The organism is Pseudomonas sp. ADAK7 (genome assembly GCF_012935675.1).
Lineage (GTDB): Bacteria > Pseudomonadota > Gammaproteobacteria > Pseudomonadales > Pseudomonadaceae > Aquipseudomonas.
In genome coordinates, this window is record NZ_CP052861.1 from 1,484,220 (window position 1) to 1,505,615 (window position 21,396).

The window sequence follows — 21,396 nt, forward strand, 5'->3', positions numbered from 1 at the left end:
TACCTTGTAGGATCCTGCCACACGTTGGCGTTTTGCGATCCGAGAGCTGGCACGTATGATGCTTCACAAACTTCCGCAGATTAGAAGCCTATGTCCCTGATAGTTCTACTGCTTCTGCCTTTTATCGGCAGCTGTGTCGCGGCTTTGCTGCCACACAACGCGCGTAACACCGAATCGCTGTTGGCTGGCCTGGTGGCTTTGATTGGCACCATCCAGGTCGCCCTCCTGTACCCGCAAATCGCCCATGGCGGCGTGATCCGCGAAGAGTTCTTCTGGCTACCGAGCCTGGGGCTGAACTTCGTCTTGCGCATGGACGGGTTTGCCTGGCTGTTCTCGCTGCTGGTGTTGGGCATCGGTACGCTGGTGTCGTTGTACGCCCGCTACTACATGTCGCCGGACGATCCGGTGCCGCGGTTCTTCGCGTTTTTCCTGGCGTTCATGGGCGCCATGCTCGGGCTGGTGATCTCCGGCAACCTGATCCAGATCGTGTTTTTCTGGGAGCTGACCAGCCTCTTTTCGTTCCTGTTGATCGGCTACTGGCACCACCGTGCCGATGCTCGGCGCGGCGCCTATATGGCGCTGATGGTCACCGGTGCCGGGGGTTTGTGCCTGCTGGCGGGGGTCATGCTGCTCGGCCATGTGGTCGGCAGCTATGACCTGGACAAGGTCCTGGCCGCCGGCGATCTGATTCGCGCACATGCCCTCTACCCTATCCTGCTCCCCCTGATCCTGATCGGCGCCTTAAGCAAAAGCGCGCAATTCCCCTTCCACTTCTGGCTGCCCCACGCGATGGCGGCGCCGACTCCGGTTTCGGCTTATCTGCACTCGGCGACCATGGTCAAGGCCGGGGTTTTCCTTTTGGCACGGCTATGGCCGTCGCTGTCCGGCAGTGAAGAATGGTTCTACATCGTCGGCGGGGCCGGGGCCTGCACCCTGTTGCTCGGCGCGTATTGCGCGATGTTCCAGAACGATCTCAAGGGCCTGCTGGCCTACTCGACCATCAGCCATCTGGGCCTGATCACCCTGCTGCTGGGCCTGAACAGTCCGCTGGCGGCCGTGGCCGCGGTGTTCCACATCCTCAACCACGCCACCTTCAAGGCCTCGCTGTTCATGGCCGCCGGGATCATCGACCACGAGAGTGGCACCCGGGACATTCGCAAACTCAGCGGCCTGATCAAGCTGATTCCGTTCACCGCCACATTGGCGATGGTCGCCAGCGCCTCGATGGCCGGCGTGCCGTTGCTCAACGGTTTCCTTTCCAAAGAGATGTTCTTCGCCGAAACCGTGTTCATCAACGCCACGGCCTGGGTCGAAATGACCTTGCCGATCGTGGCGACCATCGCCGGCACCTTCAGCGTCGCCTACTCCCTGCGTTTCACCGTCGACGTGTTCTTCGGCCCACCCGCGACCGACCTGCCGCACACCCCGCACGAACCGCCACGCTGGATGCGCGCGCCGGTGGAGTTGCTGGTGTTCACTTGCCTGATCGTCGGCATTTTCCCGGCGCAAGTGGTCGGCCCATTGCTCGCGGCGGCGGCCCTGCCCGTGGTCGGCGGCACGTTGCCTGAGTACAGCCTGGCGATCTGGCACGGCTGGAACGCGCCGATGATCATGAGCCTGGTCGCCATGTCGTGCGGCATCGTGCTCTACCTGTTGCTGCGTAATCAACTCAAGCGCGGCCGCTTCAAGTACCCGCCCATCATTGGCCGCTTCAACGGCAAGCGCCTGTTCGAGCGTAGCCTGGTGGTGATGATGCGCCTGGCCCGGCGCCTGGAGCGGCGGATCAGTACCAAACGCCTGCAAACCCAGCTGTTCCTGGTGGTACTCGCCGCTGTGCTGGCCGGGCTGATCCCGATGCTCCACAGCAGCCTGAGCTGGGGCGACCGGCCGAAGATTCCGGGCTCGATCGTGTTCGTGATCCTCTGGCTGCTGGCGATTGCCTGCGCCCTCGGCGCGGCGTGGCAGGCCAAGTATCACCGTCTCGCCGCCCTGACCATGGTCAGCGTGTGCGGGCTGATGACCTGCGTGACCTTCGTCTGGTTCTCGGCGCCGGACCTGGCCCTGACGCAACTGGTGGTCGAAGTGGTGACCACGGTCCTGATCCTGCTGGGCCTGCGCTGGTTGCCGCGGCGAATCGAAGAGGTGTCACCGTTGCCGAGCAGCCTGCGCAAAGCGCGCATCCGCCGTATCCGTGACTTGCTGCTGTCGACCGTGGTCGGTGGCGGCATGGCGTTGCTGGCCTACGCGATGCTGACGCGGCAGACACCGAACGACATTTCCTCGTTCTACCTCAGCCGCGCCCTGCCAGAAGGCGGCGGCAGCAACGTGGTCAACGTGATGCTCGTGGACTTCCGCGGCTTCGACACCCTCGGTGAAATCACCGTGCTGGTGGCCGTGGCGCTGACCGTGTTCGCCCTGCTCCGTCGTTTCCGCCCACCGAAAGAAAGCCTGCAACTGCCGGCCCAGCAGCGGTTGCTCGCGCCGGACGTAGTCACCGACCTGGTCAACCCGCGCCAGGCGAGCGACACCGCCCTCGGTTTCATGATGGTGCCGGCGGTGCTGGTGCGCCTGTTGCTGCCGATTGCCGTGGTGGTGTCGTTCTACCTGTTCATGCGTGGTCACAACCAACCGGGCGGCGGTTTTGTTGCCGGGTTGGTGATGTCGGTCGCCTTTATCCTGCAATACATGGTCGCCGGCACGCAGTGGGTCGAGGCGCAAATGAGCCTGCGGCCACTGCGCTGGATGGGTACCGGGCTGCTGTTCGCCACGGTCACCGGACTGGGGGCGATGGCGGCCGGGTATCCGTTCCTGACCACCCACACCTTGCATTTCTCATTGCCGGTGCTGGGCGACATTCACATCGCCAGCGCGCTGTTCTTCGACATCGGCGTGTACGCGGTGGTGGTCGGCTCAACCCTGTTGATGCTCACCGCCATTGCCCACCAATCGGTCCGGGGTCACAAAACGGCAGCGCAACCGAAATCTGCTGCCCTGCCCCGATCCGTTGCCGCCAAAGGAGCCGTCTGATGGAAGAAGTCATCGCAATCGCCATCGGCGTCCTGGCCGCGTCGGGTGTCTGGCTGATCCTGCGGCCACGGACGTTCCAGGTGGTCATGGGCCTGTGCCTGCTGTCCTACGGCGTCAACCTGTTCATCTTCAGCATGGGCAGCCTGTTTATCGGCAAGGAGCCGATCATCAAGGACGGCGTGCCCCAGGATTTGCTGCATTACACCGATCCGCTGCCGCAAGCGCTGGTGTTGACCGCGATCGTCATCAGCTTCGCCATGACCGCGTTGTTCCTGGTGGTGCTGCTGGCCTCCCGGGGCCTGACCGGCACCGACCATGTGGATGGCCGGGAGCCTAAAGAATGAATGCGATGACGCACCTGATCGCCGCACCGATTCTGCTGCCGCTGCTGACCGCCGCGATCATGTTGATGCTCGGCGAGAAACACCGGCCGCTGAAAGCCAAGATCAACCTGTTCTCCAGCCTGGTCGGGCTGGGCATTTCCGTGATGCTGCTGCAATGGACACAAAGCACCGGCGTGCCTGGCTCCATCGGCGTGTACCTGCCGGGTAACTGGCAGGTGCCGTTCGGCATTGTGCTGGTGGTCGATCGTTTGTCGGCGATGATGCTGGTGCTGACCGGTGTCATCGGCGTCAGCGCCCTGCTGTTCGCCATGGCCCGCTGGGATGGTGCCGGTTCAAGCTTCCACGCGTTGTTCCAGATTCAGATGATGGGCCTTTACGGCGCCTTCCTGACCGCCGATCTGTTCAACCTGTTCGTGTTCTTCGAAGTGCTGCTGGCCGCCTCTTACGGCCTGATGTTGCACGGTTCGGGTCGGGCGCGGGTGTCGTCGGGGCTGCATTACATCTCGATCAACCTGCTGGCTTCGTCGCTGTTCCTGATTGGCGCGGCGCTGATCTATGGCGTCACCGGCACCTTGAACATGGCCGACCTGGCGCTGAAAATCCCGCTGGTGCCGGAAGCCGATCGCGGCCTGCTGCATGCCGGCGCGGCGATTCTGGCGGTGGCGTTCCTGGCGAAGGCCGGGATGTGGCCGCTGAACTTCTGGCTGGTGCCGGCCTATTCCGCCGCCAGTGCGCCGGTGGCGGCAATGTTCGCGATCATGACCAAGGTCGGCGTCTACACCTTATTGCGGTTGTGGACGCTGCTGTTCTCCGGTCAGGCCGGGGCGTCCGCGTACTTTGGCGGCGACTGGCTGATCTACGGCGGCATGGCAACCATCGTCTGCGCTGCGGTGGCGATCCTGGCGGCGCAACGCCTGGAACGCATGGCCAGCCTGAGCATTCTGGTGTCGGCGGGGATTCTGCTGTCGGCCATCGGTTTCGCCCAGCCGAACCTGATTGGTGCGGCGTTGTTCTATCTGGTCAGCTCGACCCTGGCGCTGAGCGCGCTGTTCCTGTTGGCCGAGTTGATCGAGCGCTCCCGTTCGGTCAATGAGATGCCGCTGTACGACGACGGTGACCTGCTGCCACGACCGATGGAATCCCTGCAACCGCCCAAAGGCATCAACCTCGACGACGAACAGAAAGCCGTGGTCGGCCAGGTGATTCCCTGGACCATGGCCTTCCTCGGTTTGAGTTTCATTGCCTGCTCGCTGCTGATCGTCGGCATGCCGCCGCTCTCAGGATTTATCGGCAAGCTGGGTTTGCTCAGCGCGCTGCTCAACCCGTTGGGCATTGGCAACAGCGGCGACGTGCCGATCTCGAACGCGGCCTGGGGCTTGCTGGCGTTGCTGATCCTGTCCGGGCTGGCCTCGCTGATTGCGTTCTCGCGCCTGGGTATCCAGCGTTTCTGGACCCCGGAAGAACGGCCGTCGCCGCTGCTGCGACGTTTTGAATGCGTGCCGATCATTGTCCTGCTGGGGCTGAGCATTGCCCTGACTTTCAAGGCCGAACCGCTGCTGCGTTACACCCAGGCGGCTGCGGACGCGTTGAACAACCCGCAGCAATACGTCATGGCGGTGCTCGGCACCCGCGCGGTTCCCAGCCCTGAAGCCAAGGCTGCGATGGCGGAGGTGCAACCATGAAGCGCCTGTTTCCCGCACCGTGGTTGTCCCTGGCTCTGTGGCTGTTATGGCTGCTGCTGAACCTGTCGCTGAGCCCCGGCAACCTGCTGCTGGGCGCAGCCTTAGGGTTTTGCGCACCGTTGATGATGCGCAAATTGCGGCCGCTGCCGATCCGCATTCGGCGGCCGGGGGTGATTGTCAGCTTGTTTTTCCTGGTCGGTCGCGACGTGGTGGTGTCCAACCTTGCGGTCGCCTGGGGCGTTTTGAATGCCGGTCGCCGGCTACCGCGCTCAGCGTTCATCAAGGTCCCGCTGGACTTGCGCGACGCCAATGGCCTCGCCGCGCTGTCGATGATCTGCACGGTGGTGCCCGGCACGGTGTGGTCGGAACTGTCGCTGGACCGCAGCATTTTGTTGCTGCACGTGTTCGATCTGGATGACGAAGCGTCGTTCATCGAACACTTCAAGACGACCTACGAGCGGCCCTTGATGGAGATTTTCGAATGAGCGCCTTGCTGTCGAACGCGATCCTGCTGAGCCTGTTCATTTTTTCCCTGGCGATGGTGCTGACGCTGATCCGGCTGTTCAAGGGCCCATCGGCGCAGGACCGGGTTCTGGCGCTGGATTACCTGTACATCATCGCCATGCTGATGATGCTGACCCTGGGCATTCGTTATGCCAGTGACACTTACTTTGAGGCAGCGCTGCTGATCGCCCTGTTCGGCTTCGTCGGCTCGTTTGCCCTGGCCAAATTCCTGCTGCGTGGCGAGGTGATCGAATGACTGGCGAACTGTCGTTGTGGATCGAGATTCCGGTCGCGATCCTGCTGGTGCTCAGCAGTCTGTTTGCGCTGATCGGCGCGGTGGGGCTAGTGCGGATGAAGGATTACTTCCAGCGCATGCACCCGCCGGCCCTGGCCTCGACTTTGGGCGCGTGGTGCGTGGCGTTGGCGTCGATCATCTACTTTTCAGCACTCAAGTCCGCGCCGGTGCTGCATGCCTGGCTGATACCGATTCTGTTGGCGATCACGGTGCCGGTGACCACGCTGCTGCTGGCGCGGGCGGCGTTGTTTCGCAAGCGCATGGCGGGGGATGATGTGCCGGCTGAGGTGAGTAGTCGCCACACCGAAATCGAGGGTTAAGTTCAGAGTCTCGCTGTGTTTGGGCGGGCTTCTTCGCGGGCAAGCCTCGCTCCTACAGGTTTGGGTTGTTCACAAATGTGTGATTCAACACGAATCCTGTAGGAGCGAGGCTTGCCCGCGAAGCTTTTAGATCCAGGCTACCGCCAACAACCCCGCCCCCAACACCACACACAACGGCGAATACGCCCAGGTATCGAGCCGGGCAAACTTCGAGCCCTTGACCTGCTTGAAGAACCCCATCAAGTTCGAATCACCAATCGCCCGGGCAAACATCAGCATCGCAATGGCACTGATCGCCCATTGCAGCGACCAATGCTGCACCGTCGGCAGATACAGGCCGACCCGCAAACACACCAGCATCGCAATCAGCAGCAAGCCCACCGCGACCAGCAACGTGGTAAAGCCCGAAGGCTTGAACGCCGGCCTTGATTCTCCACCGCCCTCCCCAGGCACGCGCGGCACCGCCGCCTCGCTTCCGAGCTTTCCACCTGCCGCCCAATACACGTGAATCAGGCTGATCAACAGGAAGATTGCAGCCATCCATTGCGCGACCATTAGGCTCATATTCAGACATCCAGCGTTAAATGTCGCAGCAGGATGAACTTCCTCGCGCATTTTTGTAAGGGCAAATGTATCGACGGTGGTAAAGTGCCGCCCCATGAAATTCGCCCGAACTGATCGCACATTGATGGCCTGGATGCTTTATTGCTGCGTCCTGTTCAATGTGTTCGCCTGCAGTATCGGTCACGGGCAGATGGTCGGGATGCAGCTCAACGGTCTTGGCGGCCAGTTCTGCGCCGTGGACCCCGCGACCCAGGCACCCGCCTCGTCAAACACCTCCGAAGAGAAGTTGCCGACCCTGTCCAAGGCCTTCGGCTGCCCGCTGTGCTCCACTGGCGGCATGGGTCCGGCGCTCAATTCCAGCCTGACCCTGGCGATTCTCCCGCAACAACACAGCCCACCATTGGCCGTCGTCGCCAGCATTGACCTGCCTGCCCGCTACACCTGGCCTTCGGCCAATCCCCGCGCCCCACCTTTGGCCTGACTTTCTTCGCCTTTACCGATCAGCCCGCTGCGCTAACGCGTGACGTTTGCCTGTGCGCTGTTTCCTAGACAAGAATTCAGGATTCAATCGATGAAACACATCCCTTTACTGGCGAGCCTGGTTGGCTGCCTGTCCGTTAGCGCCTGGGCGCAATCCACGGTCGATCTGGCGCCGATCACCATTGACGGTGAGGCCGGCAACGAACCCGGCCTGAGCCTCGATCAATCCAGCGGCATGGCCTCGCGCCTGGGGCTCAGCGTGCGGGACACGCCGGCCTCGGTGGCCATCGCCAACCGCAACGATATCGAGCGCCACGGCGCGCAAAACTTCCAGGACGCCGCCAACACCTTACCCGGTGTCAACGCCAGTGCACCGCCGGGATTCGGCGGATTCGTGTCGTATCGCGGTTTCACCAGCAGCCAGATCACCCAGATGTTCAACGGCATCAACGTATCGGGCGGTCTGGCACGACCGGTGGACGCGTGGATTTATGATCGGGTCGAACTGGTTGGCGGCCCATCGTCATTGATCAATGGCGCCGGCTCTGTGGGCGGTTCGCTGAACTATGTGACCAAACTGGCGACCCGCGAAGAGCAAGCCGTCGAAGGCCGGATCAGCTACGGCAGCTACGACACCACCGAGACCGCATTCGGCCTCAACCACGCCCTCAGCGAAGCCGGGGCGGACGTGCAGCATTACGCGCGACTCGACGTCAGCCACAACACCAGCAACGGCTACATCGACCGCCAGGAGCGCGATGCCTGGAGCGTGGCGTTCTCGCTGCTCAGCGACTTGACGCCCAATCTGTCCCACACCTTGGCCCTGGAATACCAGGACGAGCACGAGGACAGCCCATACTGGGGCACGCCAGTGCTCAACCCCAAGGCTGGCGAGCTAAAGGTCGACAAACACAATCGCTTCAATAACTACAACGTCGAGGATGGCCGCTACGAGCAGCGCACGATCTGGGTCCGCTCGATCATTGATTACCGGATCAACGACAGCACCACTCTGCGCAACACCCTCTATCACCTCGACAGCCAGCGCGATTACCGCAATCTGGAAACCTACCAGTACAACGCCGACAACAGCGCGGTGAACCGCTCCACGGCGTATCAGGTACGGCATCAGGGTGAGCAGAACGGCAACCAGTTCGAACTGCGTCACGACAACACAGTGTTTGGGCTGGACGCTACCTGGTCCGGCGGCTTCGAGTACAAGGTCAACCAGACCACCAACTCGCCGCTGAATGTCAAAGGTGCGAGCAGCGTCAATCCGAACAACTTCCAGCCGGGGCATTTCTATGACATTCCTGGCACTAATCCGAAGCTGATCAGCGACAAGACCAACGAGGTCACCACCAAGGCGCTGTTCGTCGAGAACCGTTTGGCGTTGACCGACAAACTGGCGCTGTTGACCGGCCTGCGATACGACGACATCGACCTCGACGTGACCAACCACCGGGCAGTAACTGCCAGCAATCCGCGGCACCTCAAGCGCAGTTGGGAGCCGGTCACCGGCCGGGTGGGCCTGACCTACCAGTTCATTCCCTCGGCCAATGTCTACGTGCAATACAGCACCGCCGCCGAACAGCCCAATGGTACTCAGGACTTTGATGTGTCCACCGGCAAGCAGTGGGAAGTGGGCAGCAAGTTCGATTACCTGGACGGTCGCGGTTCGGCGACGCTGGCGGCGTACACGATCGAACGCAAGGATTTCGCTGTGACCGATCCGCTGGACCCGACCCAAAGCATCCCGGTGGGTCAGCAGACGTCGAAAGGCATCGAGTTGGCCACGTCTTTCCGGATCACCGACAAGCTGTTGGCTGAGGGCAACTTCGCCTGGGTCGATGCGCAATACGACGAGTTCACCGAGAAGAACGCGGCGGGTACAGTGGTTTCCCGCAAGGGCAACACGCCGACCAACGTGCCGGATCGGGTGGGTAACCTGTGGTTGACCTATGACTTTGCGCCGCAATGGCAAGGCGGTGTCGATGCGCGGTACGTGGCGTCGGTGTTTGCTGACAGCGCCAACACCATGACCGTGCCGTCGTACACGCTGTTCGGCAGTTTCTTGAGCTACAAGGTTGACCAACACACCACCGTCACCGGCCGGGTGCGCAACCTGACCAACGAGGTGTATGCCGAGTTTGCGCATGTTTCGCCGGCGTATTACCTGGGGACGCCGCGCACGTTTGAGTTAGCCGTACAGACAAGGTTCTAACCCCTCCTCCTGTAGGAGCAAGGCTTGCCCGCGATGACGTCCGTGAGATCGCCATCGCGGGCAAGCCTTGCGCCTACAGGGCATCCGGTCAGTTCAGTGAGGCACTGACCTTATCCGCCACATCCTTCGGCAGCCATGCCTGCCACACGTCCGGATGTGCCTTCATGAAGGCCTCGGCCGCCTGGCGCGGTGCCGTGTGCTTCTCACTCATATCCGCCAGCGCCTTGTTCAACGGCCCGATCGGCAAATCGACCTTGGTGAAGAACGCCGCGATCTGTGGGTACTGCTTCTGGAACGGCGTGGACACGCCAATAGACAATTTCGACGCCAGGGAACGGGTGGGTTTCGGATTCGGATTATCGGCGTCGGTCAGGGTTTTCCAGGCCTCAGCGTCAAATGGAGGCTCTTCCAGCTGGATCAGTTTGAAGCGCCCGAGCAACGGTGTCGGGGACCAGTAATAGAACAACACCGGTTTGCCACGACGGATCGACGAGGCGATTTCCGCATCCAGCGCCGCGCCGGAGCCGCTGCGGAAGTTCACGTAGCTGTCGTTCAAGCCATAGGCCGTGAGTTTCTGCTTATTGACCACTTCCGAGGTCCAGCCAATCGGGCTATTGAGGAAGCGGCCCTTGCCCGGACTTTCCGGGTCGCTGAACACATCCTTGTAGCGCGGCAGGTCGCTGACACTGCGCAGGTCCGGCGCCAGGGGCTTGATGCCTTTGGCGGGGTCGCCCTTGACCACGTATTCCGGCACCCACCAGCCTTCGGTGGCGCCCTTGACCGTGTCGCCCAGGCTCACGACCTTGCCTTCGGCCTCGGCCTTGACCCACACCGGACTGCGACCGGCCCACTCTTCACCAATGACCTGGATGTCATTGTTGGCCAGGGCGGTTTCCAGGGTGATGGTGGTGCCCGGCAACGTGTCGGTGGGCAAGCCGTAGCCCTTCTCGACAATGATCCGCAGGATATCGGTGATCAGACTGCCGCTTTCCCAGTTCAGGTCGGCGAAGTGGATCGGGGCCTGGGCGGCGAACACCGGGACCGGCGCAGCCAACAAGCCGAGCGTGGCCAGGGTAGCGGCCAGTAACCGTCGAAGTCCTTTCATGCTTTTGCACCTCGTGCTTTCACAGCAATAGCAGGATGGCCTGACAGACAAGACCGCAAGCCTCTGAATACTCAGTCCACTGACTGTAGTAGAGGTTCCTGCTTTTTAGAGGTTACGAGGTGCGAGGATTACTTTTCCGAAGGTTGCTGCAAGCGCGCCAGTTCCCTTCGCACCATGCTGGCGTACTCCGCCGGACGCAAGGTGTAGATCTGTGACGCCACCCAGGTCAGCCAACCGCCTTGCAGAATCGCTTTCTGATCGAACAGGCGCTGGGCCTCGACCTGTGCACTGGCGAGGTTCTGCACATGGAAATCCGCGCGGGTCAGCGGCATTACTCGCTGGCCTTGAAGGTGACCAGTTCACCCTTGCGCCACTTGGCGGCCTTGGCCGTCACGGCTTTCAGGGTTTTGGTCAGGCCTTCCTGCAACTGTTGGTGGGCGGCGAACACCATCACCACGCTATGACCTTCCTTGAACACGATGCCGTGACCGTCCGCCGTGGTGACGAAGGCGTAATCGCCCAGGCCGTAGACCGTCAGTTTGATTTCACGGAACTTGATGTCCAGCTTGCCGCCTTCGCGACTGGGCAATACCGAAGCGCTGAAATGATCGCCGACCTTGAGCTTCAGGCCAGGCTTGTCATCCACCACCAGCGCTTCTTCGGTATCGATTTCGGCAATGTAGATGCCTTCAGCGTTCTGTTCGGTGACATAGACAAAGCGGGACTGAAACTGCTTAACCAACTTCGCACGCAAATCACCCAGGACGAATAACGCGTGCATATCAAGATTACTTACTGCCAAGGAAACATCCCCACATCTGAAAATGATGCCGTACGCAGGAAAAACGCACAGCAGAAAAAAGGCCATGGCGAAAGTGTTGCCGAATGAGCCGGGTTGAATCCTGAACTGAGCTGAGCGCTCATCCATTGCGAGGTAAATGAGATTACTGGATTGTCACTCGCGCCGTCCCCCCTGACATTCGCCAGACGTTGAAGGAAAACGCCCTTCTCGCGGCCAGAAAAAGCGGACTACTAACTTTAGGGAAAATTCTCTCTAAGAAAAGCACTTTTCCGACATATCGCCCGTAAAAAATTGCTTTAGATGGAAGCGATCGCCAACCAGTGATGGCGATTCTAGAGCAGCGATGCTCATCGAGACTACTCAAAACGACGGACACACGTCGGTAAACACACGAAAAGGACTTCTTATGTGCACGATGACCCACTTTGCAAATCTCTCCACACGTCACTCAAACAACCCCGCGCCCGTGCATCCGGCGGTGCTCCAGACTTATGCCCTGCCCCATCAGACGCTGGCCTTGCCGCGCTTTCAGGTGGTACCGGCGGGCAAGTCTTTCTTTCATATCAAGGAAACTTCCACCGGTCGTGTCAGAGGTTTCCGCACCGATCACAACGAAGCCTGCGCCCTCGCCCGCTCACTGGCGGCGCGTACCTGAGGTCGACCATTGCCTTTATCTCCAATGACGTTTCGTCACGCCGACGACTTAACTCAGCCGTCGGCCGACAACTACTGCCATACTGCACGACCCATGAATCCCGGCCCCTCGGTGGACGGCGTTCAATACGACAGAACATTTCCAAGGGAAGGCAGCTACGTGACGGAATTTGATATCGGTGAATTTTTTATCCGGGGCGAAGCCAGAGAGGTCGAAGGCGAATTCCAGGCTGTCATTGTCATGCGTGCCAAACCTCCCTTGACCACCGTGACCTACCACCAGGTCGAGAAGGATCGTTGGTTCAAGACCTCCGACGTTGCGGCCATCGCCGCTCAGGAAGCCGCCAAGGCCCTGAAGCTGGCAGTTGATGGCGGCGCGTTGAAAGCCTGATCCCGCTTTGCCGTCTATGCTCTCTCCTGCTTTCGACCATCGCAATCGAACTCCTGAAGCGCGGCTCCCTCAGATGCAGTGAGACCGCACCTCAGACCTCGCACTCGACGCGACCCGCAAGGAGATGAACATGGATTCACCTACACACGATTTGAAAGGCTTGTTCGACCAGCTCGGCCTGGACTCCGGCCAGAAGGCCATCGACGATTTCATCGCCAGCCACTCACCGCTTCCCGATGACAAGAAACTGATCGACGCCGAGTTCTGGACCCCGCAACAAGCCGGTTTCCTGAAAGAACAACTGCGTGAAGACGCTGATTGGGCGCGGGTGGTCGATGATTTGAACCTGCGGATGCATCAGGTTCACTAGACGAAACACGCACCATGTAGCAACTGGCGTTGTAGCAGCTGCCGAGGTACGAGGCTGCGTTCGGCTGCACGCGGTCTTCCTGATACACCGCATCGCCTGATTTCACGACTGCTTCGCAGCCGAACGCAGCCTCGTACCTCGGCAGCTGCTACATAGGTCCCCTTGGTTTTTCGGGTTTGTAGCCCAACCGCAACCCACCCCAATGCCGCCCCTTCACCATGATCGGCACCGACAGATCGTGCATCAACTCGCCCGTATCCCGCGTATAGGTCTGCAACAACACCGGCTGCTGATGGCTGCCACAGCGAATCCCCGTGCGATCGGCAAACTTGCGCTTGGTCCGGTTTTGCACGGCATCAACCTGAGCATCGCCAGTCAGCGGCTGGCTGAACACCGTGTTATGGGTCGGCACATAGCCCTGCTGGGTGCAGGCGATGGCAAACACCAAACCTTCATGACGCGGTAGCAACGGTTCCTGGATCGCCGGCAATACCTGATCGGTGTAACGGTCGAAACGGGTCTGGAACTTGGCCGGGCTGGTGTTGGCAATCGCCTGGTAATTGCGATCGAACAGGTCATCGAGGCTGACCCGGCCCTGGTCGATATCCGCTTCGAAGCGCGCGGCAATCTGACTGGCGCCTTCGCGGGCCAGGTCATAAATCCGCTGGTGGTAATCGTCCAGCCCGACTTCGGCCAGGCGTTCGCTGATGGTTTCGGCCTGGCCTTCCATCTGCACCGCCGCCTGAGCCAGACGCTGGGTTTGCTGGTCGCTGATCGCCAGGTCGCTGCGCATCTGCTCGATGGCATGAAACAGGCTATCCAGTTGTTCGCGGTTGGTGTCGGCGCCACGGGCGATTTCCCCGACCTGCAGTTCCACACCGGCAGACAGCCGCGCAATGTTTTCCAGATGCTGGCCGGTGTGTTCGACCTGCTTGACGCCAATGTCCAGGTCGCTGGAGAGTTGGCGGATCTGCTCCACCACTTGCGCGGTGCGTTGCTGGATGTCGGCGACCATCTCCCCGACTTCGCCGGTGGCCGTCGCCGTGCGCGCAGCCAGACCACGAACCTCATCCGCCACCACGGCAAACCCGCGACCGTGTTCCCCGGCCCGCGCGGCTTCGATGGCGGCGTTCAGCGCCAACAGATTGGTCTGACTGGCAATGGACTGGATCACCAGGGTCACCCGCTGGATGTCGTCACTGCGCAGGCTCAGGGCTTCGATCAGTTCACGGCTGGCACTGGCGCGCTGGCTGAGCTGATGCATGCGCGAGATCGATTCAATCAACTCGGTACGCCCGACGGCACTGCTCTGATGGGCTTCGCTGGCGGCGCCCAAGGCTTCGCGACTGAGTGACGATGTCGCCTGTTCGGTGCTGATCATCACTTCGGCGTTGCTGACGATTCGCTTGGCCGCGTCGAGTTGTGATTGCACCTTCTCCGCCAGCTGCTTGACCGAAAAGGCCACGCCCGCTGCAGACAGTGCGTTGTGACTGGTGGTGTAGGAAAGGTCGCGAGTCAGCTCGGCGATCGCACTGGCGTTGTCCGCCGGGGTCGTATCGGGGATCGCCCGTGAACGCAGGCGCGGCAGCCAGATGATCAGCACGGCCACCGGCAGGCCGATATAAAGCGATGCACCGCCCAGGGACATGCCGCAGAGCAATAGCACCAGGGCGATGCTTTGCAAGGTCGGCGTCAGCCAAAGGGCTTTCGGCGCAAGCACTGGTGCAGGCACATGCCCAACCAGAGATCCGTCTCTCGTCATCTTCGTCACCCCATGCGTCTTCTATTTGTTGTGACTGCATTAAACGCCACTAATGAGCCATTATCTATGGTCCGTTAGTCGTGGATGTTGCAGCAGATCAATAGAAGTGCAGAGGTTTCGCAGACGGCAAAAAGCATCGCGGGCAAGCCCCGCTCCTGTAGGAGCAAGGCTCGCCCGCGATGGGGGCGCTACGGAATCAGGCCTGACGCTGGTGCTTGTCGATCTGTTCGTGACGCTCTTGAGCTTCGATGCAGTACTTGGTGGTCGGGCTGATCAGCAGGCGTTTCAGGCCAATGGCCTCGCCGCTGTCGTCGCACCAGCCGAAGCTGTCTTCTTTGATGCGTTCCAGAGCCTGTTCCAACTGAGGCAGCATGCGCTGGTCGCGATCGATCGCGTTGACCAGCCAGGTGCGCTCTTCTTCAACGGAAGCTGCGTCGGCCGGGTCAGCCGGGGTGTCCAGGCTTTCGATGGCGATGCGATTCTGTTCGATACGCTCGTGGGTTTCGACTTTCATGTTCTGCAACAGCTCGGAGAAAAAAGCATGTTGCTCGGCATTCATGTAGTCATCCGCCGGCATGGCCAGCAACTTGTCCTTTGTCATTGATATCTCTATAAAAAAACGTGCATTAAGGCGAATTAGGGAGCGTTGCGCCGGACCTCGTTCGTCCGTCGCAAAGGCGCCATTTATTCCAAGCGCCACCCGGCACTCAATTTACGAGGGGCGGCAGTCTAAGGCCGACTTGAGACCTCAGCAACTGAAAAGACAGCGAATTTGTCCGACAACACCCGGAAAGTGCTCTATGGCAGTCGTTGTGGTGGTTATCGGAGTGCGTTTATAGCAAGAAATTCAGTCCAGCGGCTGTATATAGAAGACAAACGGCTGCGCCACGCGGGTCAGGCGTGGCGCATTTTGCGGTTTGTTTCGGCTTCAGCGCTTGAGTTTGCGCTTGTTGCGGTACTGGTCGATGACCACCGCCACCACAATAATCAAGCCCTTGATGATGTCCTGGATATAGGCATCGACCCCGACAAAGGTAAAGCCGCTGGCCATCACCCCGAGGATGAGCGCGCCGATCACCGTGCCGGTGATGCGCCCGACGCCACCCGCCAGGCTGGTGCCGCCGATGACGGCCGCGGCAATCGCATCCAGTTCATAGGACATGCCCATCCCGGCCTGGCCGGTCGCGGCACGGGCCGAGGCCACCACGCCAGCCAGGCCTGCGAGCAGCCCGGCGATGCTGTAGACGATCACCAGATGCCGTTTGACGTTGATTCCGGAGGTCCGCGCCGCCTGCATGTTGCCGCCGATGGCGTAGGTGTACTTGCCGTATTTGGTGTAGCGCAGGGCGATGTGGAAGATCACCGCCACCACCAGGAAGATGATCACCGGCATCGCGCCGTGGCCAATAGCGGTGTAGGAATCGGACAACATGCTCACCGGTTGGCCTTCGGTGTAATAGCGCGCCAGGCCACGGGCCGAGACCATCATGCCGAGGGTGGCAATAAATGGCGGGATGCCGGTGATGGCGATGATGCTGCCGTTGATCGCCCCCGCCAGCAACCCGACCCCGAGCCCGGCAATCACCGGGATCCACACCGGCAAGTCGGTCAGCGATGGAAACACCGCCCGGGCGAAGTCCGACGTCTGGGCCAGGCTGGCGGCAATCATCGCCGACAGCGCCAGCACCGAGCCGGAAGACAGGTCGATACCGGTGGTAATGATCACCTGGGTCACGCCGATGGCTAGCAGGCCGATGATCGATACTTGCAGGATCATCAGCACCAGACGCTGGGAGTTCATCAGGAAGCTCTGGTCGCGCACGATCCAGCCAAACACTTCAAAGACCAGGCCGATGCCGATCAGCACCAGAAAGATGCTCAACTCGGTCGGAAAGCGCCGACGACTCTTGGCCGGTGCCGTTGCTGGCTTGTTTTCCAGTATCGCGTTCATAACCACTCACCCTTCTATCGCGTCGCCCGCGCTGGCCGCAGCCAGCGCCGGCATCAATTAGTGAACCGCGGACATACCCGAGGCCAATTGCATCACCCGTTCCTGGGTCGCTTCACTGCGGTCGAGGGTGCCCATCAGGTCGCCCTCGTGCATGACCATCACCCGGTCGCTCATGCCGAGCACTTCCGGCAGTTCCGAGGAAATCATGATCACCGCCATGCCTTCGCTGGCGAGGTAGGAGATCAGCCGATAGATCTCGGCCTTGGCGCCGACATCGATGCCACGGGTCGGTTCGTCGAGAATCAGGATCCGTGGATTGGTCATCAGCCAGCGCGCGAGCAAGGCTTTCTGCTGGTTGCCGCCGGACAAGGTGTCGATGCACTGCTCCAGCGACGGGGTCTTGACCCGCAGCTTCTTGCACATGTCTTCGCACAACACCCGCAGGGCTTTCTGCTGGATAAAGCCGTGACCGGCGTAATGCGGCAGCACCGCCATTTCCATGTTTTCCAGCACCGACAGGCACGGGAACAGGCCGCTGAGCTTGCGATCCTCGGTCAACAGCGCGAAGCCCTTCTCGATCGCCATGTGCGGATCGCTGATGCGCACCACCTGGCCATCGAGGCGAATCTCGCCGCCGTCACTCGGGGTGATGCCGAAAATCGCTTCGGCGACGTTGGTCCGCCCGGAGCCCATCAACCCGGCGAGCCCGAGGATTTCCCCGGCATGCAAGTCAAAGGACACACCTTTGAAAATCCCGTCCAGTTTCAGGTCGCGCACCGACAGCAGCAGATCGCCAATCGGCTTCTCGCGCACCGGGAACAACTGGCTCAGCTCGCGACCGACCATCATCGAAATCAGGCTGTCGCCGTCCATGCTGTCGGCCCGTTGCAGGCCGATGTAGGCGCCGTCACGGAACACCGCCACTTCATCGGCGATGGCGAACACTTCGTTCATTTTGTGGGTGATGTAGATGATGCCTTTGCCCTGGCTTTTCAGGTCGGCAATGATCGAGAACAGGTGGGCGACTTCCTTGTCGGTGATGGCCGAGGTCGGTTCGTCCATGATCAGGACGTCCGAGTCATAGGACACGGCTTTGGCGATCTCGACCATCTGCCGTTCGGCGATGCTCAGGTTGCCGACCTGTTCTTCAGGATCGAGGTTGATCCGCAGGCGTTCCAGTAGAGCGGCGGTGCAGCGGTGCATCTCGCGGTGATCGATCATGTGCAGGCCGTTGAGTTGCTCGCGGCCGATCCAGATGTTCTCGGCGATGCTCATGTGCGGCATCAGGTTGAGTTCCTGGTGGATCATCGCGATCCCGGCCTGGAGTGCCGACAACGGCGTTTCGAACACCACGGGTTTGCCCCGCAGGCGAATTTCACCGGCGTCCGGCTGGTAGATGCCGGCGATGATTTTCATCAGGGTCGATTTGCCCGCGCCGTTCTCGCCCATCAGGGCCAGTACCGAGCCGGGGCGCACTCGCAGTTGCACATCGGACAAGGCCACGACACCGGGAAAACCCTTGCTGACGTTGATGATCTCCAGCAGGTACGGCTCATCGACAGGTGTTGCGGTTGGCTGGATACCCACCAACGGGGTGGTGCTCGAAGCAGTCGCTGAAGCGAACATGATCAGGTACTCCATCAGCAAGGTCGCGGTGGCGGCCTTGCGTGCTTATTGTTGTTATTGAGCGGACGGGCTATTTGAACGTGTCGACGTTTTGCGGGGTGATCAGGCGGTATGGCACCCAGACGTTCTGTTCCACCGTTTCGTTCTTGGCCATTTTCACGGCGGTGTCGATGGAACCGTCGGCTTGCCCCTTGGCGTCCTGGAACACCGAGACCGCCATGTTGCCTTTCTTGATCGCGTTCAAGCCATCCGGCGTACCGTCGACCCCGGCGATCAGCACGGTGCCTTTGTCGACGCCGGCCTGACTCAGGGCCATCGCAGCACCAATCGCCATTTCGTCGTTGTTGGCCACCACCGCATCGAATTTGCGGCCCTGGGTCAGCCAGTCGTTGACCAGGGTCATGCCTTTATCCCGCAGCCAGATACCGGTCTGTTCTTGCTCGATCTTGATGTTCGGGTACTTGGCCAGCACCTCTTTCACGCCCTTGGTGCGGTTGGTGGTGGAGTTGTTGGCGAGGTCGCCGAGCAGAATCACGATGTCGCCCTTGCCGCCCATTTTGTCGGCCAGGTATTGCATCTGCATTTCACCGGCCTCCAGGTCGTTGGAGGCCACGGTTACCACGCCTTTGGGCAGCTTCAGGTCATCCGGACGGCGGTTGACGTAGACCAGCGGAATGCCAGCCTTGACCGCGGCTTCGGTGATTTTACGGGTGGCGGCGGTGTCCACCGGGTTGACCACGATGGCATCGACTTTCTGGCTGATGAAGCTTTCGACCTGGCTGAGCTGCTTGACCACGTCGCTGCGGGCATCTTCGAATTGCAGCTGCACGCCTTCAGGGTAGGTCTTGGCTTTCTTGTCCATGGATTCGCGCAGGTAGGTCAGCCAGGTGTCATCGAACTGGGACATGCTCACGCCGATCTTCATATCGGCCAGTGCAGCGCCGCTGGCGAACATCAGGGACAAGGCAAGTGCGGTGAAACGGATCTTGGTCTTCATGAAAAGTCTTTCTCCACATTCTTGTTGGTTTTATGGATATGGCGTGACGATTTCAGTAAGCGGGAAAAGAGTAAAACGGGTCGCGAGGCAGGTCGCTGGAAATGACTCTATTGGAATATAATTTCTATATCAACTCATTTTAGAATTTTATTCTGATTTTATTCCACGGTGATCAAACTGGCCCAAATCCACCACTTGCCGGCGCTCGGCACTCAAGCGCGCAGCGTCCAGAACACGGGTGGTCGCCAGTGCATCACGGGCCTCCACCGGCAGTGGGCCACCGCTCTGTAACGCGGTTTGTAGCTGTAAATAGAACTGGTTCCAGCAGCCTCGTTCGGACGGAACTCGCTCGCGCACTTCGCCCTGTTCGAACCAGCCCCAGCGCCGGTGTTCTTCCACGCCCCAGCGCTCGCCTTCGGTTTTTGGCGAGCGCCCGGCCAGCGCCGACGCCTCCTGCCCGTCCAGGCCATCGACGCTGTAGCAGCCCTGGGTGCCGGTGACCCGGAAACGCGGCCCGGGAGTGTTTTGCAGGCAACTGCCGCCCAGGTGCGAGGTCACGCCGTTGGCGTGGGTCAGGGACATAAAGAAACCGTTGTCGTAGGTCTGGTCTTTTTCCAGGTATTCCAATTCGGCGTAGACCTTGGTGACCGGGCCGAACAGCAACAACGCCTGATCCACCAGATGGCTGCCCAAATCCCGCAGGAAACCACCGCCGCTGCCATTGTTCACCGCTTGCGGCGAATAGCGTTCGACCCGGGATTCGAAACGCGTGACCTGCCCCAGCGCGCCAGACTCAATGAGTTTGCGCACGGTGAGGAAGTCCGAATCCCAGCGCCGGTTCTGGTAGACGCTGAGCCGCACGCCCTGGCGCTCGGCCATGGTGATCAGGGTTTGCGCCTGTTGCGCATCGGCGGCGAACGGTTTGTCGCTGACCACCGCCACCCCGTGCTCGATGCCATCGAGCACCAGCGCCGGGCGACCTTTGAGCGGCGTGGACACCACCAGCACGTCGATCCCGGCTTCCACCAGTTGGCCGATGCTGTCGAAGGCCGGCACGTTGGGGTGTTCGGTGGCCAGCAACTGGCGGCGCTCCGGGGAGCGAGTGACCACGCCAACAAACGTGGCGCCCGGCAAGCTGCTGAGCAGCGGAGCATGGAAAAACCGGCCGCCATGGCCGTAACCGACAAGTCCGATACGCATGATTCAACTCCTTCTTGATCGTTCCCACGCTCTGCGTGGGAATGCATCAATGGACGCTCTGCGTCCGCTTTTGGGACGCGGAGCGTCCCGGGCTGCATTCCCACGCGGAGCGTGGGAGCGATCAGTTACAGGGTAATGCGGTGGTCGTTAGCGGCAGAGTTCGCTTTTGACCCGTTCAAGCATCATCCGGTTGGACTCATCCGGCCGGTCTTCCCACGCAAACACCGAGACCGTGGCAATCCCATCGAATTGAATCTCGCGCAACGTGCTGAAAAACGCCTCCCAATTGACCTCACCCTGCCCGATGTCCAGGTGCTGATGCACGGTGGCAACGACGCCCGGCGGGTTGACGATGTAGCGCAACCCCGACGACGCCTTGTGGTTGTAGGTGTCGGCGATGATCAGGTGGCTCAGCTTGGAGCCGGCGTACTTGAGCATCGAGGCGATATCACCGACACCGTCGTCATAGAAAAACGTGTGCGGCGCGGCGTAGAGGTAGTTGATCCAGTCGCGATCCAGCCCACGAATGATGTCCACCGACTCGTTGTTGCGCTCGCAGAAATCGTACGGGTGAGCCTGAATGTCGAGCTTGATGCCTTCGCGTTCGAACTCGGGGATCAGCTCGTCCATGGAGCGCATGAACTGGTTTTCGCAGACCAGCGGGTTGTCCGACTGGCCGGTGAACTCGGTGTTCACCAGTTCGCAGTCCATCTCCACGGCAATCTGGATCGCGCGCTTCCAGTTGCGCACGGCAGCGACCCGCAGGCCTTCATCGGCGGCAGCCCAGTGGTACATCGGTAATAAGGAAGAGAGTTTGACCCCGGTATCGCTCAAGGCTTTGCGAAACTCCTTGATCCGCGCCTTGTCGACGCGCGGGGCCTTGTAGAACGGCAGGAAGTCTTCGCGGGGTGACAGCTCGATGTGCTCGTAACCGAGTTCGGCGACCTTATCGACCATCTTGCCCAGGGACAGGCTGCGGTACATGTAGGGGTCTAGTGCGATGCGCATGTTCTTGTTCTCCTTCACCTGACGCTGATCGTTCCCACGCTCTGCGTGGGAATGCCGCCATGGACGCTCTGCGTCCGCTCTTGGGACGCG

Annotated in this window: 22 protein-coding genes; 11 read left to right on the plus strand and 11 right to left on the minus strand. The window is 60.7% G+C overall.

Annotated elements, in window-relative coordinates; genetic code table 11:
* Window positions 1-90: 90 nt before the first annotated feature.
* The 6 genes from HKK53_RS06765 to HKK53_RS06790 are packed head-to-tail and all read left to right on the plus strand — an operon-like array spanning window position 91 to window position 6,172.
* Window positions 91-3,027, plus strand: a complete 2,937-nt coding sequence (locus HKK53_RS06765) for a monovalent cation/H+ antiporter subunit A (RefSeq protein WP_169370135.1) — start codon at window positions 91-93, stop codon at window positions 3,025-3,027.
* On the plus strand, window positions 3,027-3,371 hold the full coding sequence (locus tag HKK53_RS06770; RefSeq protein WP_007986256.1) for a Na+/H+ antiporter subunit C: 345 nt from the start codon (window positions 3,027-3,029) through the stop codon (window positions 3,369-3,371). The genes HKK53_RS06765 and HKK53_RS06770 overlap by 1 nt, the downstream gene beginning before the upstream one ends.
* Window positions 3,368-5,053: a monovalent cation/H+ antiporter subunit D gene (locus tag HKK53_RS06775; protein ID WP_169370136.1), complete on the plus strand. Its 1,686-nt coding sequence runs from the start codon at window positions 3,368-3,370 to the stop codon at window positions 5,051-5,053. The genes HKK53_RS06770 and HKK53_RS06775 overlap by 4 nt, the downstream gene beginning before the upstream one ends.
* Complete coding sequence (locus tag HKK53_RS06780; RefSeq protein WP_169370137.1) at window positions 5,050-5,538, plus strand: Na+/H+ antiporter subunit E; 489 nt, start codon at window positions 5,050-5,052, stop codon at window positions 5,536-5,538. Before HKK53_RS06775 ends, HKK53_RS06780 begins: the two co-directional genes overlap by 4 nt.
* Window positions 5,535-5,813, plus strand: a complete 279-nt coding sequence (locus HKK53_RS06785; protein ID WP_133836076.1) for a K+/H+ antiporter subunit F — start codon at window positions 5,535-5,537, stop codon at window positions 5,811-5,813. Before HKK53_RS06780 ends, HKK53_RS06785 begins: the two co-directional genes overlap by 4 nt.
* Window positions 5,810-6,172, plus strand: coding sequence for a Na+/H+ antiporter subunit G (locus tag HKK53_RS06790; protein WP_169370138.1), 363 nt, complete (start codon window positions 5,810-5,812; stop codon window positions 6,170-6,172). Before HKK53_RS06785 ends, HKK53_RS06790 begins: the two co-directional genes overlap by 4 nt.
* A 126-nt stretch (window positions 6,173-6,298) precedes the next feature.
* On the opposite strand, the gene HKK53_RS06795 is transcribed toward HKK53_RS06790, so the two are convergent.
* Complete coding sequence (locus tag HKK53_RS06795; protein WP_169370139.1) at window positions 6,299-6,736, minus strand: DUF3995 domain-containing protein; 438 nt, start codon at window positions 6,734-6,736, stop codon at window positions 6,299-6,301.
* Between the two features lie 94 nt (window positions 6,737-6,830).
* Between HKK53_RS06795 and HKK53_RS06800 the strand changes: the two genes are divergently transcribed.
* On the plus strand, window positions 6,831-7,217 hold the full coding sequence (locus HKK53_RS06800) for a DUF2946 domain-containing protein (protein WP_169370140.1): 387 nt from the start codon (window positions 6,831-6,833) through the stop codon (window positions 7,215-7,217).
* Between the two features lie 90 nt (window positions 7,218-7,307).
* Window positions 7,308-9,440, plus strand: coding sequence for a TonB-dependent receptor (locus tag HKK53_RS06805; protein WP_169370141.1), 2,133 nt, complete (start codon window positions 7,308-7,310; stop codon window positions 9,438-9,440).
* Window positions 9,441-9,528: 88 nt separating this feature from the next.
* Here HKK53_RS06805 and HKK53_RS06810 read toward each other — a convergent pair whose 3' ends face one another.
* From HKK53_RS06810 to HKK53_RS06820, 3 genes are all read right to left on the minus strand, one after another.
* The gene (locus HKK53_RS06810) at window positions 9,529-10,545 is read right to left on the minus strand and encodes an ABC transporter substrate-binding protein (protein WP_169370142.1); all 1,017 of its coding nucleotides are present in this window, start codon (window positions 10,543-10,545) and stop codon (window positions 9,529-9,531) included.
* A 128-nt stretch (window positions 10,546-10,673) separates the two neighbouring features.
* Window positions 10,674-10,877: a hypothetical protein gene (locus HKK53_RS06815; protein WP_149658377.1), complete on the minus strand. Its 204-nt coding sequence runs from the start codon at window positions 10,875-10,877 to the stop codon at window positions 10,674-10,676.
* Window positions 10,877-11,347, minus strand: coding sequence for a hypothetical protein (locus tag HKK53_RS06820; protein WP_054052821.1), 471 nt, complete (start codon window positions 11,345-11,347; stop codon window positions 10,877-10,879). Before HKK53_RS06820 ends, HKK53_RS06815 begins: the two co-directional genes overlap by 1 nt.
* Window positions 11,348-11,753: 406 nt before the next feature.
* Between HKK53_RS06820 and HKK53_RS06825 the strand changes: the two genes are divergently transcribed.
* From HKK53_RS06825 to HKK53_RS06835, 3 genes are all read left to right on the plus strand, one after another.
* On the plus strand, window positions 11,754-12,002 hold the full coding sequence (locus HKK53_RS06825; RefSeq protein WP_169374193.1) for a hypothetical protein: 249 nt from the start codon (window positions 11,754-11,756) through the stop codon (window positions 12,000-12,002).
* Window positions 12,003-12,161: 159 nt separating this feature from the next.
* Window positions 12,162-12,392, plus strand: coding sequence for a hypothetical protein (locus HKK53_RS06830; RefSeq protein ID WP_169374194.1), 231 nt, complete (start codon window positions 12,162-12,164; stop codon window positions 12,390-12,392).
* A 130-nt stretch (window positions 12,393-12,522) separates the two neighbouring features.
* Window positions 12,523-12,762 (plus strand): DUF2789 domain-containing protein, encoded by a 240-nt coding sequence (locus tag HKK53_RS06835; protein WP_169370143.1) that lies wholly within the window; start codon window positions 12,523-12,525, stop codon window positions 12,760-12,762.
* Window positions 12,763-12,910: 148 nt separating this feature from the next.
* Here the strand turns inward: HKK53_RS06835 and HKK53_RS06840 are convergent, their stop codons facing one another.
* The 7 genes from HKK53_RS06840 to HKK53_RS06870 form a co-directional block, all read right to left on the minus strand.
* Window positions 12,911-14,524 (minus strand): methyl-accepting chemotaxis protein, encoded by a 1,614-nt coding sequence (locus tag HKK53_RS06840; RefSeq protein ID WP_169370144.1) that lies wholly within the window; start codon window positions 14,522-14,524, stop codon window positions 12,911-12,913.
* Between the two features lie 196 nt (window positions 14,525-14,720).
* Window positions 14,721-15,125: a TraR/DksA family transcriptional regulator gene (locus HKK53_RS06845; RefSeq protein WP_007907888.1), complete on the minus strand. Its 405-nt coding sequence runs from the start codon at window positions 15,123-15,125 to the stop codon at window positions 14,721-14,723.
* Between the two features lie 327 nt (window positions 15,126-15,452).
* The gene (locus HKK53_RS06850) at window positions 15,453-16,475 is read right to left on the minus strand and encodes an ABC transporter permease (protein WP_169370145.1); all 1,023 of its coding nucleotides are present in this window, start codon (window positions 16,473-16,475) and stop codon (window positions 15,453-15,455) included.
* A gap of 57 nt (window positions 16,476-16,532) precedes the next feature.
* The gene (locus tag HKK53_RS06855; protein ID WP_169370146.1) at window positions 16,533-18,101 is read right to left on the minus strand and encodes a sugar ABC transporter ATP-binding protein; all 1,569 of its coding nucleotides are present in this window, start codon (window positions 18,099-18,101) and stop codon (window positions 16,533-16,535) included.
* A gap of 70 nt (window positions 18,102-18,171) precedes the next feature.
* Window positions 18,172-19,098, minus strand: a complete 927-nt coding sequence (locus HKK53_RS06860; RefSeq protein WP_169370147.1) for a sugar ABC transporter substrate-binding protein — start codon at window positions 19,096-19,098, stop codon at window positions 18,172-18,174.
* 147 nt (window positions 19,099-19,245) lie between these two features.
* Window positions 19,246-20,298, minus strand: a complete 1,053-nt coding sequence (locus HKK53_RS06865; protein WP_169370148.1) for a Gfo/Idh/MocA family protein — start codon at window positions 20,296-20,298, stop codon at window positions 19,246-19,248.
* Between the two features lie 147 nt (window positions 20,299-20,445).
* Window positions 20,446-21,306, minus strand: coding sequence for a sugar phosphate isomerase/epimerase family protein (locus HKK53_RS06870; protein ID WP_169370149.1), 861 nt, complete (start codon window positions 21,304-21,306; stop codon window positions 20,446-20,448).
* Window positions 21,307-21,396: the final 90 nt, after the last annotated feature.

What these genes read in the sequence shown, in the direction of transcription:
- HKK53_RS06815 (WP_149658377.1), bottom strand. Translation starts at nt 10,877, where the DNA reads ATGCCGCTGACCCGCGCGGATTTCCATGTGCAGAACCTCGCCAGTGCA.
- HKK53_RS06785 (WP_133836076.1), top strand. Translation starts at nt 5,535, where the DNA reads ATGAGCGCCTTGCTGTCGAACGCGATCCTGCTGAGCCTGTTCATTTTT.
- HKK53_RS06770 (WP_007986256.1), top strand. Translation starts at nt 3,027, where the DNA reads ATGGAAGAAGTCATCGCAATCGCCATCGGCGTCCTGGCCGCGTCGGGT.
- HKK53_RS06865 (WP_169370148.1), bottom strand. Translation starts at nt 20,298, where the DNA reads ATGCGTATCGGACTTGTCGGTTACGGCCATGGCGGCCGGTTTTTCCAT.
- HKK53_RS06795 (WP_169370139.1), bottom strand. Translation starts at nt 6,736, where the DNA reads ATGAGCCTAATGGTCGCGCAATGGATGGCTGCAATCTTCCTGTTGATC.
- HKK53_RS06780 (WP_169370137.1), top strand. Translation starts at nt 5,050, where the DNA reads ATGAAGCGCCTGTTTCCCGCACCGTGGTTGTCCCTGGCTCTGTGGCTG.
- HKK53_RS06845 (WP_007907888.1), bottom strand. Translation starts at nt 15,125, where the DNA reads ATGACAAAGGACAAGTTGCTGGCCATGCCGGCGGATGACTACATGAAT.
- HKK53_RS06805 (WP_169370141.1), top strand. Translation starts at nt 7,308, where the DNA reads ATGAAACACATCCCTTTACTGGCGAGCCTGGTTGGCTGCCTGTCCGTT.
- HKK53_RS06870 (WP_169370149.1), bottom strand. Translation starts at nt 21,306, where the DNA reads ATGCGCATCGCACTAGACCCCTACATGTACCGCAGCCTGTCCCTGGGC.
- HKK53_RS06840 (WP_169370144.1), bottom strand. Translation starts at nt 14,524, where the DNA reads ATGACGAGAGACGGATCTCTGGTTGGGCATGTGCCTGCACCAGTGCTT.
- HKK53_RS06860 (WP_169370147.1), bottom strand. Translation starts at nt 19,098, where the DNA reads ATGAAGACCAAGATCCGTTTCACCGCACTTGCCTTGTCCCTGATGTTC.
- HKK53_RS06800 (WP_169370140.1), top strand. Translation starts at nt 6,831, where the DNA reads ATGAAATTCGCCCGAACTGATCGCACATTGATGGCCTGGATGCTTTAT.
- HKK53_RS06810 (WP_169370142.1), bottom strand. Translation starts at nt 10,545, where the DNA reads ATGAAAGGACTTCGACGGTTACTGGCCGCTACCCTGGCCACGCTCGGC.
- HKK53_RS06855 (WP_169370146.1), bottom strand. Translation starts at nt 18,101, where the DNA reads ATGTTCGCTTCAGCGACTGCTTCGAGCACCACCCCGTTGGTGGGTATC.
- HKK53_RS06835 (WP_169370143.1), top strand. Translation starts at nt 12,523, where the DNA reads ATGGATTCACCTACACACGATTTGAAAGGCTTGTTCGACCAGCTCGGC.
- HKK53_RS06775 (WP_169370136.1), top strand. Translation starts at nt 3,368, where the DNA reads ATGAATGCGATGACGCACCTGATCGCCGCACCGATTCTGCTGCCGCTG.
- HKK53_RS06765 (WP_169370135.1), top strand. Translation starts at nt 91, where the DNA reads ATGTCCCTGATAGTTCTACTGCTTCTGCCTTTTATCGGCAGCTGTGTC.
- HKK53_RS06790 (WP_169370138.1), top strand. Translation starts at nt 5,810, where the DNA reads ATGACTGGCGAACTGTCGTTGTGGATCGAGATTCCGGTCGCGATCCTG.
- HKK53_RS06850 (WP_169370145.1), bottom strand. Translation starts at nt 16,475, where the DNA reads ATGAACGCGATACTGGAAAACAAGCCAGCAACGGCACCGGCCAAGAGT.
- HKK53_RS06825 (WP_169374193.1), top strand. Translation starts at nt 11,754, where the DNA reads ATGTGCACGATGACCCACTTTGCAAATCTCTCCACACGTCACTCAAAC.